This window comes from Candidatus Symbiopectobacterium sp. NZEC151, assembly GCF_025962655.1.
Classification (GTDB): Bacteria; Pseudomonadota; Gammaproteobacteria; order Enterobacterales; family Enterobacteriaceae; genus Symbiopectobacterium.
On record NZ_JAGFPE010000005.1, the window covers coordinates 379,909 to 403,367 of the forward strand.

The following is a 23,459-nucleotide window of genomic DNA, read 5'->3' on the forward strand; positions in this document are numbered from 1 at the left end:
AATAGAACAATCAGTATTGATGTATAACCCTGTAGATAATCCTGATAATTCGCCAACTTTACCATTTGTTATAGGTTTAAATGACGGATGGAAAACTTGGTTGGAAATATCGCCAAAGCCATATGATCGTATTTTTAAATTTACTAATCTAGCTTTAGTATCAGTATGGTCTCAAGGCCCTAAAAGAGTTCGCGTAAATCTTGTAAACCCCGATGGGAGTGAACGTACATTTATGGATCAGTATAGAGAAGGTGGAAGTCAATTGTTTTGTGTTTTTAGTACGTTAATTGTACCTGCAAATACATCTAACTTGAAACAAAAAATAAAAATCTTATTAGAAGGAAGGGTGAATAGCATATCTATTCAACCAATAAATCTAGAAAGCGTTTGGGCTGGAAGGAATGGATCAGATTCACAAAATCGTCAGTTCTGGTCATGTAGTCCGGCGGTTATTACTTCATATAAAGGTAGTGTGCTACCACCACCGTTATTAACAACAGTGTAAATATATTGGATAATATATGTCTTGGTACAAAGCTGAAACTATTTCTGCCACTAACGGCAGTAAAATCATTACGGCACAGAAACTCAATTCACTAATTCATTAAATGGTGTATCAGTAGGGCTGGTGTTATTGTTGCCCTCTGCTGGCACTGTTCAGATTTATGAAATTGAGTCTGTGCAATCCGATACACAATTAACGCTGGCATCAGTGTTCACTGGTACAACGGGAACGGGTAAAGCTTATGCTATTCCCACATCACCGGCTGTTTCCATCGAGCAGTTTGCTCATGAATTTGCCTCAACGCTTGCCTATTATCAGCAGCAGTTATCTGGCTGGCAGCAGATATTAACCGGAACAGGAAACGTTACGCTCACTTCGCCAGACGGTCAGACTGTTACCGTTCGCTCGCAGCAGGCTTGGGATGCTGCGCTAGATGGGAAAGCTGACTTAGCACAGGCTTTTAGAAAGCGTGGTGGGCTGGGTACCGTTGACCTAAATACTATCACTGGCGAGCAAGATGGGGTGTGGACTCAAAACTCAAACGCCAACGCTACTCTTGCCAAAAATTATCCCACACCCATAGCAGGCTCGCTTTTGGTTGTTCAGGACACGGCCAACGGGAATACGGCTGCGCATCAACTGTATTTCCCCTACAACACCACGCGGGTTTATATCAGATATTTCCTCGCGGGTGGGACGTGGGGAGTGTGGTCTGAAGTATGGAACAGCGCGAGCCTTGTTAAGCAGACCGGGCAATTCGATGCAACCGCTGGCTCGGTAATGCTTAACGGTGCATGGGGTTGGGGTGGCTCTGGTGAAATTGTAGACCTAAACACGGATGCGGCGTTTTTGGCCTGGGCTAGATTATCAAGCAACGGGAGTAGAATTTTCAGAAACTCATCTGCCGTACCGCAATACACAAAACAATATGGCGTTGGTGTGTTGCTAAGGTCCGGCGACACATGGGCTACCATTTCTATAGGGTATGCTCCATCTGGTATTTCTGGAGGAATAAGAATTACCTCTGGAAATAATTCCGGTTCAACAAATTCAACTCATGAATTATGGACAGACCAGAATCTAAATCCAGCAAGGAACGCGCCAACATATATCAATATTACATCAGAGGATGCGTTACATGCGTGGGCGCAAAATTCAGCTAACAGCTCTGGAACAATAAGAAATGATGGAATAATAACCGCAACAAGTAGATTTGGTTCTGGTTGGTTCTCAAAGGTACAGGGGACTTATTCCATATTTACTGTTGGCCCAACTGCAGGAACGAGCGTGGTCAGGCTACAGGCTGGTGATTCGAACGGATATACGAATCATGTATTCTGGACTGACAAAAATCTCATAAAGCAAACAGGGGTTAACGATACAGCCCCCGGCTCCATAATGCTAAACGGGGCACACGGGTTAGGCAGATCGCAATCTGCCGGTATTGCCATGTCTACTATCTTGGACGGGAATAACGCAGTTACGGCAGGGTTTGTTGAGCCAGCTTCCGCTACAAATTGGTATTATCAATTTAGTCCTGCCGTTGTTGCTTTCCGTGCTGGTGGTGCTGATGGATCCGGGCAACTCATGCAGGTACAGGTAGGGCCAGGTGGTGAGCTAGCGGCTAGGCACCGAACCAATAACGCGTGGACCGATTGGGCTCCACATGTAACCACCAACACCTCGCAAACAATAGCCGGGCAAAAGACATTTTCATATAACGGTTCTGGATTATTCATAAAGCCCGCATCCGCATCGCAGCCGGGGTATATTCGTGGTCTTACCCATGATAACGGAAATCATTGGTTTGTAGGAAAAGGTGATACAACATTCGATGTTGTTTTAGCTAATCAGTATTCAACCGCTCAAAACAATATTATTTTGGCTGAGGATGGGAGTACACGATTAACCGTTAACTCAGCAAGATTGGCTTATATCCGCAGAAGCAATACCAACTACGCCATTCTGGCTAGCGGGTTAAACACAGTAGCTGATTCAAACGGGTTCTATAAAACAGCAAGCCCGGTTGTGAAGCTGTTTGCAGATGGCACCAGCGAACTCACCAGCGAAGCCGAGGGCATCACCACCGAGCGCCTGAGTGAAGGGGTGTACCGCATTTCCGGCTGTCTGGGCCTGAATGCCGATCGCGCCTGGGGTGGTGATGACGGCGGTATCGATGTGCCGATGTGTCGCAACAAGCTGCCGCGCCTGTGGGTGGACTATGGCGGCGATGAGGGCAGTGAGAAGATAAACCCGGATGGCTCGATAGTTATCCGCACCTATCATCGGCCACACCCAGACGCCCCTGCTTTTGCGCGCAACGAAATTGAAGGCTACGCCAACGGCGATCCGATCGATATTCCGCACGACACCTTTATCTCGGTACGGGTACAAATGCCAGACGTTGAGGTGCAGGAGGAGGTGGTTGAAACGGTGCCCAATGAGGCTGAAAACGACGTTGTTTTGGAAGCTTCAGCACAAGCATAAGTAATCCCCCGGGCCGGTCAGCGATGACCGGCCTGACTGGGGTGAACGCATAATCCCTCAACCTGAAATTTTTTCTCACAGCGGTGATATTCACGTTCCGTGAGCCTGAAGATATTTTGTTAATTACAGTAAAATCAATCGATAAGCGTTACGTTGCGATTCTTGCTCCGCTGTTATTCCATTACGGAACTTATCATTCCAATTCGGCATTTCATAACCCTTCCTACAGCACCGTATAGTCTACTTATCAAATTTTTAACTTTGTTAAGGCGATTGTGAACTATCTCCCTTTGTTCGCTGACGTGAAGCAGCGTGTAGTGTTGGTGGTCGGCGGTGGTGAGGTAGCAACGCGCAAGATTGAATTGTTATTGCGTGCGGGCGCCGACGTGCATGTGGTGGCCAAATCCCTGGCAGAGCCGCTAGTGGCAAAACATAACGCCGGTCAGTTGCACTGGCTGGCGCAGGAATTCTCCCCAGAGCAGGTGGATAAAGTTTTTCTGGTGATCGCCGCCACCGATGATGTGGCGTTGAACGCAGCGGTATCTGAAGCGGCGCAACAGCGCTATCGCCTGGTTAACGTGGTGGACGATCAGCCCAAATGCTCGTTTATTTTCCCGTCCATTGTCGATCGCTCGCCGTTAGTGGTGGCGATTTCGTCTGGCGGACAAGCGCCGGTTTTGGCGCGTTTACTGCGCGAGAAGCTGGAGGCGTTGCTGCCTGCCAGTTTGGGCGATATGGCCCGGGTGGCCGGAGAATGGCGCGATCGCGTCAAACAGCGGTTTCATTCGATGCGTGCGCGTCGTCAGTTTTGGGAGCGGTTGTTTAATAGCCCTTTTGCCGACCAGATTGCCGCCGGGCAACAAACGGTGGCAGAAGAAACCCTGCGCCAGCAGTTGGATCAACCGCAACGGGTGCAGGGGGATGTGGCGCTGGTGGGGGCCGGGCCGGGGGATGCCGGTTTGTTGACCCTGCGTGGTTTACAACTGATTCAACTGGCGGACGTGGTGCTGTATGACCATCTGGTGAGCCCGGAAGTGCTGGAACTGGTGCGCCGCGATGCCGAGAAAATCTGCGTCGGCAAGCGCGCCTCCGCGCACTCATTGCCGCAGGGGGAGATTAACCGCCTGCTGTTTACGCTGGCATCGAGCGGTAAACGTGTGGTGCGCCTGAAAGGGGGCGATCCGTTCATCTTTGGACGCGGCGGTGAGGAAGTGCAATACCTGGCAAAAGCGGGCATTCCTTTCCAAATCGTACCGGGGATCACGGCGGCTGCGGGCGTTACCGCCTATGCCGGTATCCCGCTGACCCACCGTGATTACGCACAAAGCGTGCTGTTTATTACCGGGCACTGTCGCCCGGACGGTGAAGCGCTCGATTGGTCCACGCTGGCGCGCGGGCGTCAGACGCTCGCCATCTATATGGGCACGGTGAAAGCGGCGGAAATCAGCCAGCAGCTGATCGCCCATGGGCGTGCACCGGATACGCCGGTGGCGGTGATTAGCCGCGGCACGCGAGCGGATCAGTCCGTGAACATTGGCTCGTTGGCGCAGTTGGAGACTTTGGCGCATCAAGCTCCGACGCCAGCGCTATTGGTGATTGGCGAGGTGGTTGCACTGCACCATCAGCTCGCCTGGTTTGGTCTACAGACGCAGGAGGCCGGGCAAACCGGACGTTCTGCGCTCGTGAATTTGGCTTGAGGAAGGGTTATGGACGAGAAACGACTGACGCACCTGCGACAGCTTGAAGCGGAAAGCATACATATTATTCGCGAAGTGGCGGCAGAATTCAGTAATCCGGTGATGATGTACTCCATCGGCAAAGATTCTTCCGTCATGCTGCATCTGGCGCGCAAGGCGTTCTATCCGGGCACCTTGCCGTTTCCGCTGCTGCATGTGGATACCGGGTGGAAGTTTCGCGAGATGTACACCTTCCGCGATCGCACTGCCAAAGCCTATGGCTGCGAACTGCTGGTGCACCGTAACCCCCAGGGCGAAGCGTTGGGGATCAACCCGTTTGTGCACGGCAGCGCCAAGCATACCGATATCATGAAAACCGAAGGGTTGAAGCAAGCGCTGGATAAATACGGCTTTGATGCCGCGTTTGGCGGCGCGCGGCGCGATGAAGAGAAATCTCGCGCCAAAGAGCGTATTTACTCCTTCCGCGATCGTTTTCACCGCTGGGACCCGAAAAACCAGCGTCCAGAGCTGTGGCATAACTACAACGGCCAGATTAACAAGGGGGAAAGCATTCGCGTGTTCCCGCTCTCCAACTGGACGGAACTGGATATCTGGCAATACATCTACCTGGAAAATATCGACATTGTGCCGCTCTATCTGGCCGCCCCGCGTCCGGTGCTGGAGCGTGATGGCATGTTGCTGATGGTGGATGATGATCGTATCGATCTGCAACCGGGTGAGGTTGTCGAACAGCGTATGGTGCGCTTCCGTACCCTCGGCTGTTGGCCGTTGACCGGCGCGGTGGAATCGCACGCACAGACGCTGCCGGAAATCATTGAAGAGATGCTGATCTCGACCACCAGCGAACGGCAAGGGCGCGTCATTGACCGGGATCAGGCCGGCTCGATGGAACTGAAAAAGCGTCAAGGGTATTTTTAAGGAATCGTCAAATGAACCAAAGCATTGCACAACAGATTGCCGATCAGGGCGGAGTAGAAGCCTATTTGCACGCGCAGCAGCACAAAAGTTTACTGCGCTTTCTGACCTGCGGCAGCGTGGATGACGGCAAAAGTACCTTGATTGGCCGTTTGTTGCATGACACCCGTCAGATTTATGAAGACCAGCTTTCCACGTTACATAACGACAGCAAACGGCTAGGCACGCAGGGTGAGAAGCTGGATCTGGCGCTGCTGGTGGATGGCTTGCAGGCCGAGCGTGAGCAGGGCATTACCATCGATGTCGCCTACCGCTATTTCTCCACGGAAAGACGTAAATTTATTATTGCCGATACCCCCGGTCATGAGCAGTACACCCGTAACATGGCGACTGGCGCCTCGACCTGCGATTTGGCGATCCTGTTGATCGATGCGCGCAAAGGCGTACTGGATCAAACCCGCCGCCATAGCTTTATTGCCACGCTGCTCGGCATTCGCCATCTGGTGGTGGCGGTGAATAAAATGGATCTGGTGGAGTATCAGCAATCGGTATTTGAGCAGTTCAAGCAGGATTACCTCGATTTTGCTCAGCAGCTACCGGCATCGTTGCAGGTAACCTTCGTGCCTATTTCCGCGCTGGATGGGGATAACGTGGCGACGCCGAGCACCACCATGCCGTGGTACAGCGGCCCGACGCTGCTCGACGTGCTGGAAACGGTCGACGTTACGCGCCAGAGCGATACGCAGCCAATGCGTTTTCCGGTGCAGTATGTGAACCGGCCCAACCTGGATTTTCGCGGTTATGCCGGAACCCTGGCGTCCGGCGTGGTGCAGGTCGGACAGCGCGTGAGGGTGTTGCCGTCCGGTGTGACCTCCTCCGTGGCCCGCATCGTGACCTTTGATGGTGATTTGCAACAGGCACACGCGGGAGAAGCCATCACGCTGGTGCTGGCCGATGAAGTGGATATCAGCCGTGGCGATCTGTTGGTGCCGGAGGCGGATGAACTGCGCGCAGTACAGCATGCGCAGGTCGATGTGGTGTGGATGGCGGAGCAGCCGTTGGTGCCGGGGCACAGTTATGACATCAAGATTGCGGGCAAGAAAACCCGTGCGCGGGTAGACAATATTCAGTATCAGGTCGAGATCAATTCGCTGACGCAGCGCGTCAGCGAAAATTTACCGTTAAACGGCATCGGCCTGGTGGATTTGACCTTTGATGAACCGCTGCTGCTCGAGTCCTATCAGCAGAATGCCACCACGGGCGGTATGATCTTTATCGACCGGCTGAGTAACGTGACTGTCGGTGCCGGGCTGGTACGCGAGCCGATGGTGCAGGTGACGCAGGAACCGTCTGCCTTCAGTGCGTTTGAGCTGGAGTTGAATGCGCTGGTGCGCCGTCACTTCCCGCATTGGGGTGCACGCGATCTGCTGGGAGGAAAGTAGCATGACGCTGCCCCCACAAGAGAAGCATCAGGCTATTGATGGCAATCGTGGCGATAACATTCGTGATGACAATATTCGTGATGACAACAGTCGTGATGACAACATTGTCTGGCACGATCACCCGGTGGCACGTCGCGATCGGGAGCGATTGCACCGCCATCAAGGGGCCGTTATCTGGTTCACCGGCCTGTCAGGGTCGGGAAAGTCCACTCTGGCCGGGCAACTGGAACAGCGCTTGCACCAACTCGGCGTTAGCACCTATCTGCTTGATGGCGACAATGTTCGCCACGGGCTGTGCCGCGATCTGGGCTTTTCCGATGCCGATCGGCGTGAGAATATTCGCCGCGTGGGCGAAGTAGCCAGCCTGATGGTGGATGCCGGGCTGGTCGTGTTGACGGCGTTTATTTCGCCCCACCGTGCGGAACGCCAGATGGTGCGCGAATCGCTGCCGGAAGGAAAGTTTATCGAAGTGTTTGTCGATACACCGTTGGCCGTATGTGAAGCGCGCGATCCTAAAGGATTGTATAAGAAAGCACGTGCCGGCACGCTGACCAATTTTACCGGTATCGATGCCGTGTATGAGCCGCCACACGCGCCCGATCTGCGCTTGGAAGGCGAACAATTGGTAACAAATTTGACCGATCAGTTATTAGATCTACTGCACAGTCGAGCTATTATCAAAGTCTGATTGGCTCTGTCAGGTGTCACCGCCTTTCGCGGTGGGGCGGAGTGTTACAGGGTAGACTATGCAGAATGTAACGCAGTTATCGGTAAGTAAGCGGCTACGGGTGCGTGAAGACGAACGCACCTACCCGTTTATGGGCGCCATCGCCGGTTTTTCTTTCTACTGGTTGGCGTTTGTGGTGCCGATTTGGGTCTATGGCTCGAACACCACGCTGTTTTTTATGCTCTACACCTGGCCATTCTTTCTGGCGCTGATGCCTGCCTCGGTGCTAATCGGCGTGTTTTTCAGTGTGATTTTCAAAGGCAATATGACGCTGATGGTGTTGTCCAGCGGCGCAGTGATTGTCTGTCTGTTTTGGCTGGTGTTTTCACTGATCACCGGGTGGTGAGGAGCGGCGGGCGCATCGCGCACGCCACTGCGGTGTTAGAGCACTTTACTGAGAAATGCTTGGGTTCGCGGATTGGTCGGTGCAGTAAACAGCGCTTCCGGCTCTCCCTCTTCTTGAATGATTCCCTGATCGATAAAGATGATTCGGTCTGCGACTTCACGGGCAAATGCCATTTCGTGAGTCACGATAACCATGGTCATTCCCTCCGTTGCCAGCGTTTTCATGACTGACAGCACTTCGCCTACCAGCTCTGGATCAAGCGCCGATGTGGGTTCATCAAACAGCATAATGGCCGGTTCCATCGCCAATGCGCGGGCAATGGCTACTCGCTGTTGTTGCCCGCCAGAAAGGCTATTGGGCCAGGCATCCACTTTATCCAGCAGACCCACTTTGTCCAACAAGCGGTGGGCGCGTTCAACCGCCTGAGCGCGTGAAAGCTTTTTCACGTCCATGGGGGCCATAATCATGTTTTCCAGCACCGTCATGTGCGGAAACAGATTAAAACGCTGAAATACCATACCAACGCTTTCACGTAACCGGTTGAGATCGGTCTTGGGGTTATGCAACGCAAATCCGTTGACGGTGATTTCGCCACCGGTTGGCGTTTCCAGCGCATTCAAACAGCGCAGGAACGTGCTTTTTCCCGAACCGGAGGGGCCTATCATGCAGATCACTTCCTGCGGTGCGATAGCGCAACTGATACCGCGCAGTACCTGCGTATCACCAAAATGTTTTTGCAAATTATTAACGTGAATCACTTTTGCTTAACCTTATTTCCATCTGCCGCACCAGAACCGAGAGCAGGAAGGTGATGACCCAATAAACCAGGGAAATGGTCAAATAGGGTTCCCAATAGGTGGCATAGGCACCCGACACCGTACGCGCCGCGTAGGCCAGATCGGCCAGTCCAATCGCAGAAGCGAGTGATGAGTCTTTGACGATGGCAATCGCATTGTTGCCGAGCGGCGGCAGCATACGACGAAATGCCTGAGGAAGAATGACTTTGCGCATGGTACGGCCGTAGCTCATGCCCAGTGAACGCGACGCTTCCATCTGCCCACGGTCAATAGATTGGATGCCGGCACGGAAAATTTCGGACACATAGGCACCGGCATTCAGGGTGATTGCCACGATGCACGATAGGAAAGCACCGTAGTCGGCACGTAGCATGCGTGCGAAATCCGACGACATCAGGCCGCCACTGACGAATAAACCATCGCGCGGGTTAATGAGTAATGGGATCAGTGCAAAATGCACCACCATAATCTGAACGAAAAGCGGCGTACCGCGCAACGCACTGACATAAATACGCACAGGCCACTGTACGCCATAGTGCAATATCCATTTCCAGGGGCCGTGCGGTGCTTGCGCCAGGCGGCCTAACCCGAGCGTCAGTCCCCAGCAGGTCCCCAAAATAACGCAGATAAGCGTACATTTTATTGTCATCCAGGCCCCTTCCATAAACAGCGGGGCATATTCCTGAATGATTTCCCAACGAAATCCCATCGCGTGCGGTCCTTTTTGGTGTCATAGGCGAGGTGATAGAGCGCCTCTGTCACTTACGCGTGATCGAATCGCGTCGTGACAGAGGCCTTGAAAGCAAGGCACGCCGAGTCAGCGTGCAAACCGCGGTTTACTGAGCAGGCAGGGCAGGAACGTCGTTATCAAACCATTTCTGATAGATCTGCGCATAGGTGCCATTGGCAACAATCTTTTTCAGGCCAGCGTTGATCTTACCCAACAGTGCCTCGTTGCCTTTAGCAACGGCGATGCCAAAGTATTGACGCTGAAATTTCGCATCGGACACCAGTTTAAACTGCTTCTCCGGGTGGGTTTTGATATAGAACTTGATTACACCGACATCACCGACGGCGGCACCGATACCGTCTTCATAAAGCTCTTGCAACATCAGCGGCGTGTTGTCAAAACGCTTGATCGCCGAGTTGTTCTTGCCCAGTACGTCAGAAACCACCACGTCGCCGGTGCTGGAGTTCACTACACCGACCTTATGGTCTTTCAAATCGGCAATTGCGCCAATGCTGGAGTCTTTAGGCGTCACGATAGACTGCTCCGCTGGGAAGTAAGGAGAAGAGAAATCGACCATTTGTTTACGTTTGTCGGTAATGGTGATCCCGGAAATAATGATATCGCGATCGCCAGAATTCAGCGTAGCGAAGATCCCTTCCCACGGCGTATTGACCAGTTTGATGGAGAAATTTTCCGCGTTGGCGATCGCTTTAATGATGTCGATATCAAATCCTTCCAGCTCTTTCTGCGCGTTTTCAAATTCAAAAGGACGATAGGTACCGCCAGCACCCACCACATAGGTTTGTTCTGCCGCAGCAATAGAAGTGGAAAACGCCGCCGCGAACAGCGTGCCAGCGAACAAAAAGGGTTTGAACATGTTATCTCCTGGATCAAAGTGTGGCAGATGAATCATCTGTTTTATGCATTTTATTTTCATAAAAATACACAGGTCGACATAAAGGTTCAACTTATTCGCGGGTAAAAATCCCGCTGGCTCTCTGCCATTATGGATTGATCACCGCGTATTGCCGGTAAAATGCAAATGAATAGCTATCCTGATTATTGGGATCTTTGTGGCGTTGAAAGCGCCTCTGTGTGCTAATCCGCCCTGATAATATGGAGTCGAAGGCAAAGTTATGGGATGATTAGGCGGTTTTTCAGGGGGCGGGATGGGAAAGCTAACGCTGTTATTATTGATTTTGCTCGGTTGGCTGCAATATTCGCTGTGGCTGGGCAAAAATGGCATTCATGACTATGTTCGGGTTAAAGACGACGTGGCTGTCCAACAGGGCAACAACGGTAAGCTCAAAGCCCGAAACGAACAGCTGTTTGCGGAAATCGACGATCTCAACGGTGGACAAGAAGCCATTGAAGAGCGCGCGCGCAATGAACTGGGCATGATCAAGCCGGGTGAGAACTTCTATCGTCTGGTGCCGGATCAATCCGGTCGCCGTGCGGCAACAGCGTCTTCATCGGCGAATTCTGGCGCGTCCAGCTCCCTGTCGCCTTCTAACCCTATGACGTCACGTTAACCCATGTCTGAACCGTTGGTCTCCTTACCTGAGGTTGTCGCCGTTCTGCCCGCGGCCGGAAACGGCAGCAGAATGGAGTGCGACTGCCCGAAACAATATCTCACCCTCCATGGTAAAACGCTGCTGGAACACACGCTGGCTGCGCTGTTTCAGCATCCGCACATTCAGCGTGCCGTGGTGGTTATCAGCCCTGACGACTGGCGCTTTGCCGCCTTGCCGCTGGCACAGGACCCGCGCATCAGCGTGGTCTTCGGCGGCAAACAGCGGGCTGATTCGGTGCTGGCCGGTTTGCGTGCGGTCAGTGAGGCGCCCTGGGTGCTGGTGCATGACGCCGCGCGTCCCTGCTTGCATCTTCAGGATCTCGACAGCCTGCTTCAGCTTATCCGGCACTGCGACGTGGGCGGCATTCTTGCTGCACCGGTGCGGGATACCATGAAGCGCAGCCGGGGTGAGACGATTGATCACACGGTTGATCGCCGCGATTTATGGCACGCCTTGACGCCGCAACTGTTTCCACGGTTATTATTGCAAGATTGCCTGGAGCGCGCGTTACAACAAGGCGCTGTCGTGACCGATGAAGCATCGGCACTGGAGTATTGCGGCTATCATCCACAGATTGTTGCCGGGCGCGCTGATAATATTAAAGTGACGCGTCCTGAGGATTTGGCGCTGGCCGAGTTCTATCTGGCTCGATTGGCACCGCCAAACGTGTGATGTGCCCTTCGCCAGTCTAGCGTTTCACAACCATTCGAAATTAAGGAGAATAACCCCATGCGTATTGGTCACGGTTTTGATGTCCACAAACTGGGCGGCGAAGGCCCATTGGTGATCGGCGGGGTTCGTATTCCTTACCCTCAGGGATTGTTGGCGCATTCTGATGGGGATGTGTTGCTGCATGCGGTAACCGATGCACTGCTGGGAGCCGCAGCGTTGGGCGATATTGGTAAACTGTTTCCCGACACCGATCCCGCCTACAAAGGCGCGGATAGCCGCGAACTGTTGCGTCAGGCGTGGCAGCGGATACAAGAAAAGGGCTATCGGCTGGGCAATCTGGATGTCACCATCATCGCACAAGCGCCAAAAATGGCCCCGCACATTCCGCAAATGCGGGTGAATCTGGCAGAAGATCTTCACTGCCATATGGATGACGTCAACGTAAAAGCTACCACCACCGAACAGCTCGGATTTACCGGACGTGGAGAAGGGATCGCCTGTGAGGCGGTGGCGCTGTTGGTGAAAGATGAACGGAGTGAAGTGGTCGCATGGTAATGCAGCAAGAACCCGCTACGCTCAACATGGAAAGCCTGTTCTGGCTGCATGGTGAGCCGCAGGCGACAGGGACGCTCAAAGCAACTGCCGATGATTTTCGCGTGGTGGAAGATCTGGGTTTTGCACCGGATGGCGATGGTGAACATCTGCTGGTACAGGTACGTAAACGTGGCTGCAACACCGCGTTTGTGGCGGAGGCGTTGGCGAAATTCGCCCGCATTCCCGCGCGTGCCGTGAGTTATGCGGGCTTGAAAGACCGGCATGCGGTAACCGAGCAGTGGTTTTGCCTGCATCTGCCGGGCAAAGCGCTGCCCGATTTTTCAGCCTTTATGCTTGAAGGGTGTGAAATTCTTAGCAGTGCCCGCCATCGGCGCAAACTGCGTATTGGTGCGTTGCGCGGCAATCAGTTTACGCTGACGCTGCGTAATATCAGCGATCGCGCCGCCGTCGAAGCGCGGCTAGCGGCGATCGCCGAACAGGGTGTGCCGAACTATTTTGGCAGCCAGCGCTTTGGTCGCGGCGGTAACAATCTGATTCAGGCGGCACGTTGGGCCAGAGACGAGATTCGCGTCAGCGAGCGCAGCAAACGCAGCTTCTATCTGTCGGCCAGTCGCAGCGCGCTGTTCAATCTTATCGTGAGCCAACGGTTGAGCCAGGGCTTGGCAACGCAGGTCTTGGCGGGCGACGCGCTGCAACTGGCCGGGCGCGGCAGTTGGTTTGTCGCCAATGAAGACGAAGTGACGGCACTGCAAACGCGCGTTGATCAGCGTGAGCTGTGCGTGACGGCCCCGCTGCCCGGCGACGGTGACCCTGGTACTCAGGGTGCCGCGTTGGCGTTTGAACAGGGTTGTCTGGCAGGGCAAGAGACGCTGCTTGGACTGCTGCGTCGTGAACGCGTGGACGTTGCGCGCCGTGCCGCGCTGCTGTATCCGCAGCAGATGTGCTGGTCCTGGCTGGATGATGGCTCGGTTACGCTGGATTTCTGGCTGCCGGCAGGCAGTTTTGCCACCAGCGTAGTGCGTGAGCTCATCACGCCGCTTGAGCAGATGGATATCGCTGATTGAGATGCTGTGTCTGATGCGTGTCTGAGGTAGTAGCGATGCAGCACCGATGCAGTAAGGATGCGAACTCACGGCAAGGTATTGCCGTTATAGAGTAAAGGCATGAAGACGTTAATCACGACTGAGGCTGACGGGATAGGGTGAACAAGCACATGCAAACGATGCTGACACTGTTGCGTCAGCAAGGCATTCATGACGAGCGATTGCTTAAGGCTATCGAGGCTGTGCCGCGTGAGCGTTTTGTCGACGAAGCCTTTGAGCATAAGGCTTATGAAAATACCGCGCTGCCAATAGGCTCCGGTCAAACCATCTCTCAGCCTTATATGGTTGCTCGTATGACGGACCTGTTGCAATTGACGCCCGCCTCCCGCGTGCTCGAAATTGGCACCGGTTCCGGTTACCAAACGGCAATTTTGGCGCATTTGGTAAAGCAGGTTTTTTCCGTTGAGCGTATCAAAGGGCTGCAATGGCAGGCTAAACGGCGCCTAAAGCAGTTGGATCTGCACAATGTCGCCACCCGGCACGGCGATGGCTGGCAAGGCTGGCCATCACGCGGCCCGTTTGATGCCATTATTGTAACGGCGGCGGCACCTGAAATTCCGAATGCGCTGATAGCGCAATTGGATGAAGGGGGCATTATGGTGCTCCCGGTGGGAGAGCAGTCGCAGACGTTGCAGCGCATACAACGCCGCGGTGGAGAATTTGTGGTTAATACCATTGAAACGGTCAAATTTGTTCCACTGGTCAAAGGCGAACTGGCCTGATACCTTTGCAAGCATGTTTACGGGTATCAGTCATTTACGATTTATTTCAATAGAACTTATTTCAATACAACCCTGTCATAGTGAGAACATGTTGATATTGCTAGCATTGAGCGGATGCCAATGCGTTGATGACAGGGCAGGCCGCGAGTGGTCTGATTAAAGTATTGAGTGAGTGTTACGGTTATAGGGGAGCAAGGCGCATGGGAAGCCAAACGAGAACACTGCGTCAGATGGCGGCGTGCACGGCAATTATTCTGGGGTTGGCGGGATGTTCCAATAACGACAGCAAACCCGCCCCAATCAGCAGCGTAGGCGGTCAGGGCAACAGCAGCAGCCGCGGTGGAATGCTTGCGACTGCGCCTTCGAACATATCATCTTCCGGCGATGCGCCGATCACCACGCGCGATGGGCGTATGGTCTACAACCGTAGCTATAACGCCATTCCTAAAGGCAGCTATGGCGGCAGCACCTATACGGTAAAACGCGGTGATACGTTGTTCTACATCGCCTGGATAACCGGCAGTGATTATCGCGAGCTGGCCCAGCGCAACAGTGTCGCTGAGCCTTATAGCCTGAACGTTGGGCAGGTGCTGCAAGTGAGTGACGGTTCCTCCGCACCCGTGAGCAACGGATCGACCGGAGGCGGACGCATGTTGGCAGGCGGTACCAGCAGCAGCGGTGGTGGTATGCTGACACCTTCCGATGCCACGCGTGGTGGCGTGCCTCAGCCGCCATCAATGACGCAAATTCAAACAACGCAGGTTGATTCTCAGTCAACTAATGCGTATTCTGGAAATTCGGGTAAACAGAATGTAGGTAAGATGTTGCCTTCCACCGGAGCTGCCGTGACGGCTCCTGTGACTGCCCCCGCGGCTGTTGAAAGCAGTGCTCCTGCTGTCGGCAGCTGGCGTTGGCCCACTGAGGGGAAAGTCATAGATAGTTTCTCCGCGTCGGAGGGGGGAAACAAAGGGATTGATATCGCTGGCACTCGTGGGCAACCGATCATGGCGACCGCTTCAGGGCGCGTCGTTTATGCGGGCAACGCTTTACGCGGGTACGGTAATCTAATCATCATCAAACACGACGATGATTACCTGAGCGCCTATGCCCATAATGACACTATGCTGGTCCGGGAACAACAAGAGGTCAAGGCGGGTCAACAGATCGCTACCATGGGTAGCACCGGAACCAGTTCAGTACGCTTGCATTTTGAAATTCGTTACAAGGGGAAATCCGTAAACCCGCTGCGTTACCTTCCGCAGCGATAAATCGGGCAGAGTATTTCGGTATTCTGCCAAGGGATCACGGGTAGGAGCCACTTATGAGCCAAAGCACGCTGAAAGTTAACGAGTTACATGATGATGCCGAGTTCGAGGAAAATGGACTTGATGTTTTTGACGAAAAGGCGCTAGCGGAGGAAGAGGCGGGGGATAATGAGGCATCTGACGATGAGTTGTTATCCCAAAGTGCAGCCCAGCGTGTGCTGGATGCCACCCAACTTTATTTGGGCGAGATCGGTTACTCTCCGCTTCTGACCGCAGAAGAAGAAGTATTTTTTGCCCGAAGAGCGCTGCGCGGTGATGTTTCATCGCGACGCCGCATGATTGAAAGTAACCTGCGTCTGGTGGTGAAAATCGCCCGTCGCTACAACAATCGCGGTTTGGCGCTGTTGGATCTCATCGAAGAAGGTAATCTTGGTTTGATCCGTGCGGTTGAGAAGTTCGATCCTGAAAGGGGTTTCCGCTTTTCAACCTATGCCACATGGTGGATTCGCCAAACGATTGAACGGGCTATCATGAACCAAACCCGTACCATTCGTCTGCCTATCCACATCGTTAAAGAATTGAACGTTTATCTGCGTACCGCGCGTGAGCTTTCGCATAAGCTGGATCACGAGCCCAGTGCGGAGGAGATTGCCGAGCAGCTCGACAAACCCGTTGATGACGTCAATCGTATGTTGCGCTTGAACGAGCGTATTACATCGGTCGATACGCCATTGGGCGGGGACTCTGATAAAGCGCTGCTGGATATTCTGGCGGATGAAAAAAACAACGGACCAGAAGACACCACGCAAGACAACGATATGAAACAAAATATCGTTAAATGGTTGTTCGAACTGAACGCTAAACAGCGTGAAGTGCTGGCTCGTCGTTTTGGGCTGCTGGGATATGAAGCGGCAACGCTTGAAGATGTTGGTCGTGAAATTGGCTTAACCCGTGAACGCGTGCGCCAAATCCAGGTGGAAGGGCTGCGTCGTTTGCGTGAAATTTTGCAAGTACAGGGGCTGGATATTGAAGAGCTGTTCCGTGAATAACGAAGCTGCGATCGCCGTATTTGCACGTTGAGTCGACAATCAGTCAAATAAAAGAGGTGGGGCAAAACCCCACCTCTTTTTTATGCTGTAGTTCTGCGTATTAACGAACGGTATTGGCCGACAAAAAATCCACGATCTCGCCAACCTTGATCATCTTTTTCTCGCCGTCGCGACGATATTTATATTCGATCTCGTCGTTATCCAGATTGCGATCGCCAATGACGATAGTGTGCGGCACGCCGATCAATTCCATGTCCGCAAACATCACACCCGGGCGCTCTTTACGATCGTCGAGCAGAACGTCGATGCCTTTGGCGCGCAGCTGCTGATAAATGTCTTCTGCCAGCTCTTTCACGCGGAACGATTTGTGCATGTTCATCGGCAGGATCGCCACCTGGAAGGGCGCGATGGCGTCATGCCAGATAATGCCGCGATCGTCGTGATTCTGTTCGATGGCAGCAGCCACCACGCGCGTCACCCCGATACCGTAGCAGCCCATGGTCAGGATCTGGTTACGGCCATCTTCACCCTGTACACTGGCTTGCAGCGCCTGAGAGTACTTGGTGCCCAGTTGGAAGATGTGACCCACTTCAATGCCGCGTTTGATTAACAGGGTGCCTTTCCCGTCCGGGCTGGCATCGCCTTCGACCACGTTACGGATATCTGCCACTTGCGGCAGTGCAACGTCACGTTCCCAGTTAATGCCAAAGAAGTGTTTGCCGTCCTGGTTTGCCCCAGCGCCGAAATCGCTCATTGCCGCGACGGTGCGATCGATAATCACCGGTATCGGCATATTGACCGGACCGAGTGAGCCCGGGCCCGCGCTAACGATGTCGCGGATCTCTGCCTCGGTTGCAAAGGTCAGCGGGCTGGCAACCTGCTCCAGTTTCTCCGCTTTCACTTCATTCAGCTCATGATCGCCGCGCACCAGCAGGGCAATCAGTTTGTGACCGCTCTCTTCCGTCGCTTTTACCAGCAGCGTTTTGACGGTTTTTTCGATCGGCAGGTTAAACTGCTCAACCAGCTCGGCGATGGTTTTGGCGTTAGGCGTATCAACCAAACGCATCTCTTCTTTGGCTTCGGCACGGCCCAGCGTGGGCGCAACGGCTTCGGCAAATTCGATATTGGCAGCGTACTCGGAATCGGTAGAGAAAACGATGTCGTCTTCGCCGCTCTGTGCCAGCACCTGGAATTCGTGTGATGCGCTGCCACCGATGGAGCCGGTGTCCGCCTGAACCGCGCGGAAGTTCAATCCCATGCGGCTAAATGCACGGCTGTAGGCGTCGTACATTGCGTCATAGGTGACCTGCAACGATTCCTGCGACGTGTGGAACGAGTAGGCGTCTTTCATGATGAATTCGCGTGAACGCATTACACCGAAACGCGGGCGTACTTCATCGCGGAATTTGGTCTGGATCTGGAACAGATTCAGCGGCAACTGCTTATAAGAGCTCAGTTCGTTGCGCACCAGATCGGTAATCACTTCTTCATGCGTCGGGCCGAGAACAAACGGGCGTTCACCGCGATCGACAAAGCGCAGCAATTCCGGGCCATACTGTTCCCAGCGGCCGCTCTCCTGCCACAGATCGGCGGGTTGTACCACGGGCATGGAGATCTCGATAGCACCGGCGTTGTTCATCTCCTCACGCACGATGTTTTCGACTTTCTTCAGAACCCGGTAGCCGGTCGGCAACCAGGTGTATAACCCGGAGGCCAGCTTGCGGATCATCCCAGCGCGCAGCATCAACTGATGGCTGATGACTTCCGCGTCGGCAGGCGTCTCCTTCAGGGTGGAGAGCAGATATTGGCTAGTACGCATGGTGTTTTAGTTCCGTCAGAACGCAAAGTAATGGGCACCGATGTGCCCTAAAACGAGATGCAAAGGGCCGTGTAGGCCCTTAAACACGGTAAAGTGGCTTAGTGTAACAGTGACTTTCCTTCGTCAACAGTGTGCGGCGTGAATTTTATGGCGCGCAGGTCATGAATAACGATTCAATGTTCGCTTAGCGCGGCGCTGGCTCAAGGCTGAGCACTTCGGTCTGCATGGCCGTTACGCGCCAGCGCACGTTGAATTCCAGCAGCAGGGCGGCGTAATCACGCGAGGCTTCACCCTTGCGATACGCCGGGCGTGGATCCTGATTCAGTACCTGAGTAATAAAACGGCGCAGGTGCGGATAAGTGGATTGATGTTGCACCAACTGTTGCTCTGCCAGCGGTGAGAAATACACGGGCATCGCGGTGTCGGGTGCCTGTTGCGCAAAGCCGCCGATGGCATCAGGCACGCTCTCGGCAAAGGGCAAATAGGGTTTGATATCAACCACCGGCGTGCCATCGACCAGATCGAGACTGCCTAATTGCAAGATCACGCTGTCGCCTGTGGCCTTTATCCCTTTGAGTTTGACCAGCGACATGCCGATGGGATTCGGGCGAAACGTGGAACGTGTGGCGAAAACCCCCATACGCGCATTCCCGCCCAAGCGGGGAGGGCGTACTGTAGGCCGCCAGCCTTGTTCCATGGTGTGGTGAAAGACAAACAATACCCAGATATGGCTGAACGCTTCCAGCCCACGAACCGCTTCTGGCTGGTGGTAGGGCGGCAGAAGATGCAGTTCTCCGTCGCCATCTTCAATCAGGCCGGGTTGCCGCGGCACGGCGAATTTTTCTTTATAAGGCGAACGGATAACGCCAATCTGATCGAAGTGATAGGTGGTCATTGCCCGGCTTTATTGAGAAGAAATTTTCAGTGCAGTGCCTTCACAAATGGCCTGCCGGTAGCAGCCAGCAACGCCGCTGACAACCTGACAGTTATGCACCAGAACCGCATTGGCGCGCATCGCTGTTGCACGCGTTTGCATACGGCGGCGGGCATTGGCGACGGTAGCTGGCGTATCTTGCACGCTGGCCTGGCACACGGAGCCGGACACTTCACCCATATCGCGGAACGGTTTACCCACCAACTCTTCCGCATTGTTATACAGCACGGCGGTCGCCGGGCGCTGTACCGGTTTTGCTTTGGCCGGGGCTTCGACAGCCGGTTCGACAACCGGCTGCGGTGCGGGTGCCGTTTTGGGTTGCAGCAGGGAACATCCTGTTAATGACAGCGCTAAAAACACGAGCGGTATAGCACGCATAGCATTTCCTCTCTACTATTCTTCTTTTGATGTGCGCTTATTGAAGCAAGCTACGACACAAATAACAAGACGGGCACCGAGGCCCGTCTTGAAAAAATTGTCACTCGCGTATCGGGTGATATTACCAGCCTTTCACCGCGCCGCCGTTGAAAATCTTGTTGGCCGCTTCATAAACTTCGTCTGACTGGTAAGCCTGAACGAATTTCTTCACGTTAGCCGCGTCTTTGTTGTCTTCACGCGACACAATCAGGTTGACGTACGGAGAGTCTTTTTCTTCCACGAACAGACCGTCTTTGGTCGGCGTCAGATTAATCTGGCTGGCATAGGTGGTGTTGATGATAGCCAGAGCGATTTGATCGTCATCCAGAGAGCGCGGCAGTTGCGGTGCTTCCAACTCGACCAGTTTCAGGTTTTTCGGGTTTTCAACCACGTCCAGCACGGTCGGCAGCAGGCCAACGTTATCTTTCAGTTTGATCAGACCCTGTTTTTGCAGCAGCAGCAGGGAACGACCCAGGTTGGTCGGATCGTTAGGCAGTGCGATTTGCGCCCCGTTTTGCAGCTCGTCTAATGATTTGATTTTTTTAGAATAGCCAGCGATCGGATAGACAAAACTATTGCCAACAGCAACCAGTTTGTAGCCACGGTCTTTGATCTGTTGGTCCAGATAAGGCTTGTGCTGGAAGGCATTCAGGTCAATATCCCCTTTGCTCAGCGCTTCGTTCGGCAGTACATAATCGTTGAAGCTCACCAGTTCCACGGTCAGGCCATATTTATCTTTAGCCACTTTCTGCGCAACTTCAGCAACTTGCTGCTCAGCACCCACAATAACACCGACTTTGATGTGGTTCGGGTCTTTTTCCTCTTGTCCGCAGCCTGCCAGCGCCAGTGCACCCAGTAACGTACCCAGTGCGGCGACGGTTTTAAATTTGATTGTCATTTCCTTAACCTCTGCATATTTAACGTTTTGCGGCTTGCCATCTGCGGCATAGTCCGACGTGTAGTAAAACTTATTTATGAGTCACTGCCCGTACCGTGCGATCGCCTACGAATTGGATCAGGTAGACCAGAACAACCAGTAATATTAATACCGTATTCATGACTGTCGCGTTATAACCAATGTATCCATACTGATAACCAATTTGACCTAACCCACCGGCACCGACTGCGCCCCCCATTGCAGAATAGCCTACCAGGGTGATAAGTGTGATGGTGGCGGCATTGATAAGACCGGGAAGTGCTTCTGGCAGCAGAATCTTACGAATGATCTGTAACGGTGTGGCGCCCATGGCGCGCGCCGCCTCGATCAATCCGCTGGAAATTTCCAGCAGGGCGTTTTCAACCATACGCGCGATAAACGGCGCTGCGCCTACGGTCAATGGCACAATGGCCGCCTTCAGCCCGATGGAGGTGCCGACGATGGCGCGTGTGAACGGAATCATCCACACCAGCAAAATAATGAACGGAATAGAACGGAAAATGTTCACCAACGCGGACAGTGTGCGATACAGCGGCGGATTGGCAACGATCTGACCCGGACGGGTAATATAAAGCATCACGCCAACCGGCAATCCCAACACAAAGCCAAAGAAGCCGGAAACAAATGTCATCACGACGGTTTCCCAAACGCCTTTCGCCATCAACCACATCATTGCTTCAGACATAGCCCAGCACCTCAACTTTCACATGGTGTTCCTGTAAAAACGCGATGGCGGCCACCGTGTCCTGCTCTTCGCCGTGCATTTCGGCCAACATGATGCCGAATTTAACGCCACCGGCGTAATCCATCTGCGCACTGATGATATTGTTATTCACGCTAAAGCGGCGCGCGATGGTTGAAAGTAACGGCGCATCAACGGATTGACCGGTAAACTCCAGCCGTAGCAGCGGGGTGTTCTGGTCGTTGTGCGGTGCGGCGATGAGCCGGGCCTGATAATCCTCGGGGATATCCAGATGCAACGTAGACTGAATGAAGGTTTGTGCCAGAGGCGTTTTAGGGTGAGAGAACACTTCGCTGACCGTGTCCTGCTCAATCAATTGACCGCCGCTGATAACAGCAACCTGATCGCAGATGCGTTTTACCACATCCATTTCATGGGTGATCAACAGGATGGTTATCCCTAAACGGCGATTAATGTCTTTGAGCAATTCGAGAATGGAACGCGTAGTGGCCGGATCGAGCGCGCTGGTGGCCTCGTCACACAGTAGCACCTTGGGATTGCTGGCCAACGCGCGAGCAATCGCAACGCGCTGCTTTTGCCCGCCGGACAGATTTGCCGGGTAAGCATCGTGCTTATCCGATAAACCCACCAGTTCGAGCAGTTCATTGACGCGGCGGGTAATTTCGTTTTTTGGCGTGGTGTCCAGCTCAAGAGGCAGAGCTACGTTCCCAAACACGGTACGTGACGCCAAAAGATTAAAGTGCTGGAAGATCATGCCAATCTGGCGGCGTGCCTTGGTCAACTGCGCTTCGGACAGTGCCATCAAATCCTGGTCACCGACCAACACCTCGCCGTGGGTCGGGCGCTCCAGCAGATTGACGCAGCGGATCAGCGTACTTTTACCGGCACCGGATGCGCCGATAACTCCATAGATTTGCCCTGCAGGGACATACAGACTGACATTGTCCAGTGCTGTGATGGTCCGGCCTTTCTGCTGGAAAATTTTTGTAATGTTAGAAAGTTTAATCATCTTTATTTATCGTAAGTGCCTATCGTGGGATAGATCAACGTCTGCTGTATGCAGAATATTGTACGGATGTTAGGGCGTCTAGACGTCTAAGTCAATTTACTTTGTCGTTATGACGCATTCTCGCAAAGGACAAAAACATGCGATACTAGCGCGCAAATAACGCCATCAGGAGCACATAGCAGTGGCACAACCCATTCCAGCCGTTTTTCTCGATCGCGACGGCACGATTAATGTCGATCACGGTTACGTTCATGAGATCGATCAGTTTGAGTTTATTGATGGCGTTATCGACGCGATGAGTGAACTAAAGAAGAAAGGATTTGCGCTGGTGCTGGTGACTAACCAATCCGGTATTGCGCGCGGCATGTTCAGTGAAGATGAGTTCATGCACCTGACCGAGTGGATGGATTGGTCGCTGGCCGATCGCGGAGTCGATTTGGACGGCATCTATTTCTGTCCGCATCACGCAGAAGAGGGGCAAGGGGAATACCGCCAGGAGTGTGACTGCCGTAAACCCAAGCCGGGCATGTTTCTCTCAGCGCAGAGTTTCCTTAATATCGATATGGCTGCTTCTTATATGGTAGGCGATAAGACAGAAGATATGCAGGCAGCCATTGCGGCGGGCGTTGGAACAAAAGTACTGGTGCGCAGCGGCAAGCCGATCACCGAGCAAGGCGAAGCGCTGGCTGATGTTGTGATTGATAGCCTGGCCGATTTGCCGCGCGTTATAGAACAGCGCAAGTGAGTAAAATCGGGCTTCGTGAGTGGAATTTGAACAAACAGAAAAAAAGATGAAAAAAGGGGTTGTGTAAATTACTGGGATCCCTATAATGCGCCTCCGTTGACACGACACGAAGCGATTCAAGTCGAGGTTAGCAAGAGAAAAACGATTCACTTTCAAATGAAAATAATCGTTGACTCTGAAAGAGGAAAGCGTAGTATACGCCACCTCGCGACAGCAGGCTGCAAGCCGCGTCGCAACGCTCTTTAACAATTAATCAGACAATCTGTGTGGGCACTCACAGGACTTTATCGTAAAGCCTACGGGCTTAAA

At 53.3% G+C, this 23,459-nt stretch carries 23 protein-coding genes; 14 read left to right on the forward strand and 9 right to left on the reverse strand.

Annotation, left to right across the window (positions count from 1 at the left end):
- Window positions 1-628: 628 nt before the first annotated feature.
- The 6 genes from J5067_RS17055 (at window position 629) to J5067_RS17080 (ending at window position 8,119) form a co-directional block, all read left to right on the forward strand.
- Window positions 629-2,992 (forward strand): pyocin knob domain-containing protein, encoded by a 2,364-nt coding sequence (locus tag J5067_RS17055; RefSeq protein ID WP_264651615.1) that lies wholly within the window; start codon window positions 629-631, stop codon window positions 2,990-2,992.
- Window positions 2,993-3,267: 275 nt separating this feature from the next.
- A complete protein-coding gene (gene cysG / locus J5067_RS17060; protein WP_264644746.1) occupies window positions 3,268-4,689 on the forward strand; it encodes a siroheme synthase CysG in 1,422 nt (473 codons plus the stop codon).
- Between the two features lie 9 nt (window positions 4,690-4,698).
- On the forward strand, window positions 4,699-5,607 hold the full coding sequence (gene cysD / locus J5067_RS17065; RefSeq protein ID WP_195316280.1) for a sulfate adenylyltransferase subunit CysD: 909 nt from the start codon (window positions 4,699-4,701) through the stop codon (window positions 5,605-5,607).
- 11 nt (window positions 5,608-5,618) lie between these two features.
- The gene (gene cysN, locus J5067_RS17070) at window positions 5,619-7,046 is read left to right on the forward strand and encodes a sulfate adenylyltransferase subunit CysN (protein WP_264644747.1); all 1,428 of its coding nucleotides are present in this window, start codon (window positions 5,619-5,621) and stop codon (window positions 7,044-7,046) included.
- Window positions 6,985-7,734, forward strand: a complete 750-nt coding sequence (gene cysC / locus J5067_RS17075; protein ID WP_319802400.1) for an adenylyl-sulfate kinase — start codon at window positions 6,985-6,987, stop codon at window positions 7,732-7,734. The genes cysN and cysC overlap by 62 nt, the downstream gene beginning before the upstream one ends.
- 58 nt (window positions 7,735-7,792) lie before the next feature.
- Complete coding sequence (locus J5067_RS17080) at window positions 7,793-8,119, forward strand: DUF3561 family protein (protein WP_264644749.1); 327 nt, start codon at window positions 7,793-7,795, stop codon at window positions 8,117-8,119.
- Window positions 8,120-8,154: 35 nt separating this feature from the next.
- Here J5067_RS17080 and J5067_RS17085 read toward each other — a convergent pair whose 3' ends face one another.
- The 3 genes from J5067_RS17085 to J5067_RS17095 form a co-directional block, all read right to left on the reverse strand.
- Window positions 8,155-8,877, reverse strand: coding sequence for an amino acid ABC transporter ATP-binding protein (locus J5067_RS17085; RefSeq protein WP_264644750.1), 723 nt, complete (start codon window positions 8,875-8,877; stop codon window positions 8,155-8,157).
- Entirely contained in the window at window positions 8,864-9,625 is a 762-nt protein-coding gene (locus tag J5067_RS17090; protein ID WP_264644751.1) for an amino acid ABC transporter permease, read from the reverse strand. Before J5067_RS17090 ends, J5067_RS17085 begins: the two co-directional genes overlap by 14 nt.
- A gap of 127 nt (window positions 9,626-9,752) precedes the next feature.
- Window positions 9,753-10,523: a basic amino acid ABC transporter substrate-binding protein gene (locus J5067_RS17095; protein ID WP_264644752.1), complete on the reverse strand. Its 771-nt coding sequence runs from the start codon at window positions 10,521-10,523 to the stop codon at window positions 9,753-9,755.
- A 292-nt stretch (window positions 10,524-10,815) separates the two neighbouring features.
- On the opposite strand from J5067_RS17095, the gene ftsB reads away from it, so the two are divergent.
- From ftsB to rpoS, 7 genes are all read left to right on the forward strand, one after another.
- Window positions 10,816-11,178, forward strand: a complete 363-nt coding sequence (gene ftsB, locus J5067_RS17100; protein WP_264644753.1) for a cell division protein FtsB — start codon at window positions 10,816-10,818, stop codon at window positions 11,176-11,178.
- Window positions 11,179-11,181: 3 nt separating this feature from the next.
- Entirely contained in the window at window positions 11,182-11,892 is a 711-nt protein-coding gene (gene ispD / locus J5067_RS17105) for a 2-C-methyl-D-erythritol 4-phosphate cytidylyltransferase (RefSeq protein ID WP_264644754.1), read from the forward strand.
- Window positions 11,893-11,949: 57 nt separating this feature from the next.
- Window positions 11,950-12,447, forward strand: a complete 498-nt coding sequence (gene ispF, locus J5067_RS17110) for a 2-C-methyl-D-erythritol 2,4-cyclodiphosphate synthase (protein ID WP_222158014.1) — start codon at window positions 11,950-11,952, stop codon at window positions 12,445-12,447.
- The gene (truD, locus tag J5067_RS17115; protein ID WP_264644784.1) at window positions 12,447-13,511 is read left to right on the forward strand and encodes a tRNA pseudouridine(13) synthase TruD; all 1,065 of its coding nucleotides are present in this window, start codon (window positions 12,447-12,449) and stop codon (window positions 13,509-13,511) included. Before ispF ends, truD begins: the two co-directional genes overlap by 1 nt.
- A 149-nt stretch (window positions 13,512-13,660) precedes the next feature.
- A complete protein-coding gene (locus tag J5067_RS17120) occupies window positions 13,661-14,272 on the forward strand; it encodes a protein-L-isoaspartate(D-aspartate) O-methyltransferase (protein ID WP_264644755.1) in 612 nt (203 codons plus the stop codon).
- Between the two features lie 200 nt (window positions 14,273-14,472).
- The gene (nlpD, locus tag J5067_RS17125; RefSeq protein WP_264644756.1) at window positions 14,473-15,540 is read left to right on the forward strand and encodes a murein hydrolase activator NlpD; all 1,068 of its coding nucleotides are present in this window, start codon (window positions 14,473-14,475) and stop codon (window positions 15,538-15,540) included.
- A 53-nt stretch (window positions 15,541-15,593) separates the two neighbouring features.
- Window positions 15,594-16,586: an RNA polymerase sigma factor RpoS gene (rpoS, locus tag J5067_RS17130; RefSeq protein ID WP_264626106.1), complete on the forward strand. Its 993-nt coding sequence runs from the start codon at window positions 15,594-15,596 to the stop codon at window positions 16,584-16,586.
- Window positions 16,587-16,686: 100 nt separating this feature from the next.
- Here rpoS and proS read toward each other — a convergent pair whose 3' ends face one another.
- The 6 genes from proS to metN all read right to left on the reverse strand — a co-directional run bounded on the left by proS (window position 16,687) and on the right by metN (window position 22,405).
- Complete coding sequence (gene proS, locus J5067_RS17135) at window positions 16,687-18,405, reverse strand: proline--tRNA ligase (RefSeq protein ID WP_264651617.1); 1,719 nt, start codon at window positions 18,403-18,405, stop codon at window positions 16,687-16,689.
- Between the two features lie 184 nt (window positions 18,406-18,589).
- The gene (gene tsaA / locus J5067_RS17140; protein WP_264651618.1) at window positions 18,590-19,300 is read right to left on the reverse strand and encodes a tRNA (N6-threonylcarbamoyladenosine(37)-N6)-methyltransferase TrmO; all 711 of its coding nucleotides are present in this window, start codon (window positions 19,298-19,300) and stop codon (window positions 18,590-18,592) included.
- 9 nt (window positions 19,301-19,309) lie between these two features.
- Window positions 19,310-19,717 carry an Rcs stress response system protein RcsF gene (gene rcsF / locus J5067_RS17145; RefSeq protein WP_264644759.1) on the reverse strand — a complete coding sequence of 136 codons (408 nt, stop codon included), beginning with the start codon at window positions 19,715-19,717 and terminating at the stop codon, window positions 19,310-19,312.
- A gap of 121 nt (window positions 19,718-19,838) precedes the next feature.
- Window positions 19,839-20,654, reverse strand: coding sequence for a MetQ/NlpA family lipoprotein (locus J5067_RS17150; protein ID WP_222158007.1), 816 nt, complete (start codon window positions 20,652-20,654; stop codon window positions 19,839-19,841).
- A gap of 70 nt (window positions 20,655-20,724) precedes the next feature.
- Window positions 20,725-21,378, reverse strand: coding sequence for a methionine ABC transporter permease MetI (locus J5067_RS17155; protein WP_195316266.1), 654 nt, complete (start codon window positions 21,376-21,378; stop codon window positions 20,725-20,727).
- Window positions 21,371-22,405, reverse strand: a complete 1,035-nt coding sequence (gene metN / locus J5067_RS17160) for a methionine ABC transporter ATP-binding protein MetN (RefSeq protein ID WP_264644760.1) — start codon at window positions 22,403-22,405, stop codon at window positions 21,371-21,373. Before metN ends, J5067_RS17155 begins: the two co-directional genes overlap by 8 nt.
- A 181-nt stretch (window positions 22,406-22,586) precedes the next feature.
- Between metN and gmhB the strand changes: the two genes are divergently transcribed.
- Complete coding sequence (gene gmhB / locus J5067_RS17165) at window positions 22,587-23,150, forward strand: D-glycero-beta-D-manno-heptose 1,7-bisphosphate 7-phosphatase (protein WP_264644761.1); 564 nt, start codon at window positions 22,587-22,589, stop codon at window positions 23,148-23,150.
- Window positions 23,151-23,459 lie beyond the last annotated feature (309 nt).

Coding starts and splice junctions, on each gene's coding strand:
- J5067_RS17150 (WP_222158007.1), bottom strand. CDS start 20,654: ATGACAATCAAATTTAAAACCGTCGCCGCACTGGGTACGTTACTGGGT.
- ispF (WP_222158014.1), top strand. CDS start 11,950: ATGCGTATTGGTCACGGTTTTGATGTCCACAAACTGGGCGGCGAAGGC.
- J5067_RS17155 (WP_195316266.1), bottom strand. CDS start 21,378: ATGTCTGAAGCAATGATGTGGTTGATGGCGAAAGGCGTTTGGGAAACC.
- cysD (WP_195316280.1), top strand. CDS start 4,699: ATGGACGAGAAACGACTGACGCACCTGCGACAGCTTGAAGCGGAAAGC.
- J5067_RS17095 (WP_264644752.1), bottom strand. CDS start 10,523: ATGTTCAAACCCTTTTTGTTCGCTGGCACGCTGTTCGCGGCGGCGTTT.
- rpoS (WP_264626106.1), top strand. CDS start 15,594: ATGAGCCAAAGCACGCTGAAAGTTAACGAGTTACATGATGATGCCGAG.
- rcsF (WP_264644759.1), bottom strand. CDS start 19,717: ATGCGTGCTATACCGCTCGTGTTTTTAGCGCTGTCATTAACAGGATGT.
- cysC (WP_319802400.1), top strand. CDS start 6,985: ATGCGCTGGTGCGCCGTCACTTCCCGCATTGGGGTGCACGCGATCTGC.
- J5067_RS17090 (WP_264644751.1), bottom strand. CDS start 9,625: ATGGGATTTCGTTGGGAAATCATTCAGGAATATGCCCCGCTGTTTATG.
- ftsB (WP_264644753.1), top strand. CDS start 10,816: ATGGGAAAGCTAACGCTGTTATTATTGATTTTGCTCGGTTGGCTGCAA.
- cysN (WP_264644747.1), top strand. CDS start 5,619: ATGAACCAAAGCATTGCACAACAGATTGCCGATCAGGGCGGAGTAGAA.
- metN (WP_264644760.1), bottom strand. CDS start 22,405: ATGATTAAACTTTCTAACATTACAAAAATTTTCCAGCAGAAAGGCCGG.
- tsaA (WP_264651618.1), bottom strand. CDS start 19,300: ATGACCACCTATCACTTCGATCAGATTGGCGTTATCCGTTCGCCTTAT.
- nlpD (WP_264644756.1), top strand. CDS start 14,473: ATGGGAAGCCAAACGAGAACACTGCGTCAGATGGCGGCGTGCACGGCA.
- truD (WP_264644784.1), top strand. CDS start 12,447: ATGCAGCAAGAACCCGCTACGCTCAACATGGAAAGCCTGTTCTGGCTG.
- proS (WP_264651617.1), bottom strand. CDS start 18,405: ATGCGTACTAGCCAATATCTGCTCTCCACCCTGAAGGAGACGCCTGCC.
- ispD (WP_264644754.1), top strand. CDS start 11,182: ATGTCTGAACCGTTGGTCTCCTTACCTGAGGTTGTCGCCGTTCTGCCC.
- J5067_RS17080 (WP_264644749.1), top strand. CDS start 7,793: ATGCAGAATGTAACGCAGTTATCGGTAAGTAAGCGGCTACGGGTGCGT.
- J5067_RS17120 (WP_264644755.1), top strand. CDS start 13,661: ATGCAAACGATGCTGACACTGTTGCGTCAGCAAGGCATTCATGACGAG.